Here is a 3,601-nt window from a genome sequence, read left to right on the forward strand (position 1 = left end):
CGCCGTCGGCCGGGGCCGGGCTCGGGGTCGTCCGGCGCCGCCACCGCGTCGGCGGCCGCGGCTGCCAGGCGGTCGACCTCGACCCATGCGTCGAGGTGGTGGCCCGGGTTCCGGGGGTGGTCGGCCGCGGGTGGGGCGGGCAGGAAGGCGGGGGAGCGGCCGCGGTGGAGGTACCAGGAGCCGAGGCGCTCCAGGGCGGAGCGGCGCTCGGCGGCGCTGGTCTCGACGGAGCAGCGCTCGGCGGCGTAGAGGCGCAGGAGGTCGTTGAGCCGGTAGCGGTCGCGCTCTTCGAGGGTGAGCAGGTGGGCGGCGGCCAGCCGGTCGAGGACGGGCCGGACGGCGGCGGCCGGGGCGCCGGCCAGGGCGGCGGCCGCGTCGGAGCCGATGCCGACGGCCGGGACCAGGGTGAGCAGCCGGAGCAGCGCTCGGGCCTCGGCGGGGAGCGAGCGGTAGGAGAGGTCGAAGGCGGCGCGGACCGCCGAGGTGTCGTCGCCCTCGATCTGGAGCGCGCTCAACCGGGTTTCCGCGTCGAGGAGTTCGGCGGCGTGGTCGGTGAGGCTGCGGTCCGGGCAGGCGGCGAGGCGGCTCGCGGTGACGGCCAGGGCGAGGGGCAGCCGGCCGCAGGCGGCGGTGAGCTCGGCAGCGGCGCGCGGCTCGGCGCGGGTGCGGTGCTCGCCGATGATGCGGGCCAGCAGTTCGAGGGCCTGGTGGGCGGGCAGGACGTCGAGCACCAGGGGCCGGGCGCCGTTGCGGACGGCCAGTCCGTCGAGCCGGGTGCGGCTGGTGACCACCGTGCGGCAGTCCGGGGCGCCCGGCAGCAGCGGGCGGACCTGCTCGGCGTCGCGGGCGTTGTCGAGGACCACGAGCAGCCGGCGCTCGGCCAGCAGGGAGCGGTAGAGCGCGGCCGCCTCGTCCGGCGCCGCGGGGATCCGGTCGCCGGGCACGCTCAGGGCGCGCAGGAAGCGGGCCAGGACGGTGTGCGGGGCGAGCGGCGCGTCGAGGGAGTAGCCGTGCAGGTCGGCGTAGAGCTGACCGTCCGGGAACCGGTCCCGGACGCGGTGGGCCCAGTCCACGGCGAGGGTGGTCTTGCCGACCCCGGCCGGTCCCGAGACCGCGCACACGGCGGCGGCCGGCCCGGTCTCCGGTGGCGCCGGGGCGGTGAGCAGCGAGTCCAGGACGCGCAGTTCCGTGCTCCGTCCGACGAAGGTGGCCAGGGCGGGCGGGAGTTGGGCGGGTGGTGGCGGCGCCTGCGCCGGGGGAACCGCCGCTGGGGTCGGTGCTTCCTCGGCCCGGGGCGAGGCGGCGGGGACCGGCTCGGTGGCCAGCAGTTCCAGGTGCAGAGCCCGTAGCCCGGGCCCGGGGTCGAGCCCGAGCTCGTCGGCCAGGCGCTCGGCGAACCGGCGGTAGGCGGCGAGCCCTTCGGGTGTGCGTCCGGAGCCGTGCAGGGCCCGCATCAGCTGTCCGGTGAAGCGTTCCCGCAGCGGCTGGTCGGCGACCAGCGCGGTCAGTTCGGGGACGGCCGCGCGGTGCCGGCCGAGGGCGAGCTCCAGGTCGAGGCACTCCTCCCAGGCGGTCAGTCGCAGTTCGTCCAGCGCGACGGCGCCCGGTACGTCCGTGTCCGCGGCGAGTCCGTCCAGTGCCGGTCCGCGCCACAGGGCGAGCGCCGCGCGGAGCCCGTCGACCGCGTCCGGGGTCCGTCCGGCGGCGGCTTCGCCGCGGGCGAGGGCGAGCCGGTCGGTGAAGTCGCGGGCGTCCAGACGGTGGCCGGTGAGGGTGATGCGGTAGCCGCGGCCGTCGGTCAGCAGGACGGGCGGCGCGTCCGGGTCGGCCTCGGCGAAGCGGCGCCGCAGCAGCCCGGCGAGGTTGCGGACCTGGCGGGTGGCGGTGGCCGGCGGCCGCTCGTCCCAGACGGCGTCCACCAGGCGGGCGACCGGAACGGAGCTGCCCGCGTTGAGCAGCAGGGCGGCGAGCAGCCGTTCCTGCCGGGAGCCTTCGGAGGGGACGCGTCGGCCGTCGCCGGTCCACACCTCCAGCGAGCCGAGGATCCTGAACTCCACACGTCCCTCCCTGGGGCCCGCGCGGCCGGTGGGGACCACCGCCGTGGTGGATGGGCGCGAGTCGTGACGAATCGATGATCAGATCATGCCAGTTGTGTGCGTTCGGTTGAGAACTTTGTCAGGCACCGGCCGAAACGAGCCGGTGGTCCGACGAGACGCCCCGACCCACAGGAGCAGTTGATGAACCGTCTGAGGAAGGTTGTCGCCACCGCGACCGCCGTCGCCGCCGCCGCCCTGATCCCGCTCACTGCCGCCCCGGCCTCCGCCGCCACCGGGCCGGCCACCCACCTGGGGATGACCTGGTCCGTCGTCTCCTACGGCCCGGAGGGCACCGTCCAGGTCGGCGGCCCCGGCGGCAGCCCGAGCAACGCCTACAGCGGCGACACCGCTCCGTCCGTCTCGCTGCCCGTGCTCTGCCTCAACGTCGACGGCAGCCCGGCCCCGGACGGGCTCACCATCGCCTTCCACAACGGCTGGGCGCAGGGCACCGTCGCCCTCAGCCAGCCGGTCAAGGGCTCCCGCCTCAACAGCCGGGCCGCGGCGGACAGCGTCTGCCAGGCCGCCTTCGGCGCCGCCTGGCGCGAGGCCGAGTTCCACGACGGCCACTACGGGCCCGACCTGTCGCTGACCGGTGGCTGGACCTTCTGGGCGTACGGCAACATCCCGAACAACACCCGGTTCTGGACGGCCATCAACGACCAGCCGGCCAACCCCTGGAACTGACCGGGCAAAAGCCGCCGACGCGCCCGCCCACCCGGCGGGCGCGCCGCGGCGGCCACTTCCGGGATTCGCCGACGGGTCGTCGGGGTACGCCGTACGCTCGGGCGCCGGCGGCCGGCCGCCGCCCGGACCCGGAGGAGGACGGCGTGGACACGGCTTCCGCACGGCAGGACACGGCTGCGGGGCGCCGCCCCGGCGGGCCCCGGATCGACCCGCTGCTCGCCGACCGTGTCACCGAGGCCCTCCTCCTGGCCGGCCTGCCCGTCGGGTACGGCGGGCACGGGCCCGGCGTCCGGCTGCGCCCGGCCGAGCCGCACGACGACTCCGACGACTGCGCCGGCCTGATCGCCCTGCACTGGGAGCCAGGCCCCCGGCTGGCGGCCGCCGCCGCGATGGAACAGCCCCACCAGCCCGCATCCTCCGCCCGACGGGTCGTCAGCAGCAGCATGCGGAACGCGCTGGCGGAGTTCCTGCCGGCCTTCGGCATCGAGGTCGTGGCCGGCCGGCTCGACGGGGAGACCAGGGTCGACCGTGCCGGCGGCCCCGCTCCGGCCACCGGCCATGACACCTCCGTCCCGGCCCCGGCCGGGCTCCGCCCGCAGGACCTCGGTATCGGCGCGGACGTCGTCGACGCGGTGCGCCGCACCGCCGCGCTCGCCGGCCTGCCCGTCGCCGACCACCTGCACGCACCCGGCATCACCCTCACGCCGTGCCGGCCGGTCGACGACGGTGACGACACCGCCGGCGTCGCCGACCTCCGCTGGAACCCCTCCCGCCGCCTGTCCGCCGCCGCCCGCGGCGGGGACACCCCCGCCGCCGAGCGG

3 protein-coding genes are annotated in these 3,601 nt (G+C 77.2%); 2 read left to right on the forward strand and 1 reads right to left on the reverse strand.

What is annotated here, in order from left to right; genetic code table 11:
* The coding region (locus KS423_RS41155; protein WP_224284844.1) for a BTAD domain-containing putative transcriptional regulator at positions 1–2,057 on the reverse strand (2,057 nt) is incomplete at its 3' end.
* Positions 2,058–2,237: 180 nt separating this feature from the next.
* Between KS423_RS41155 and KS423_RS41160 the strand changes: the two genes are divergently transcribed.
* Both KS423_RS41160 and KS423_RS41165 read left to right on the forward strand, forming a co-directional pair.
* Positions 2,238–2,780 carry a hypothetical protein gene (locus tag KS423_RS41160; RefSeq protein ID WP_224284845.1) on the forward strand — a complete coding sequence of 181 codons (543 nt, stop codon included), beginning with the start codon at positions 2,238–2,240 and terminating at the stop codon, positions 2,778–2,780.
* A 143-nt stretch (positions 2,781–2,923) separates the two neighbouring features.
* The coding region (locus KS423_RS41165) for a hypothetical protein (protein ID WP_224284846.1) at positions 2,924–3,601 on the forward strand (678 nt) is incomplete at its 3' end.

This window comes from Streptomyces sp. LS1784 (assembly GCF_020103755.1).
In the GTDB taxonomy this organism is placed as follows: domain Bacteria; phylum Actinomycetota; class Actinomycetes; order Streptomycetales; family Streptomycetaceae; genus Kitasatospora.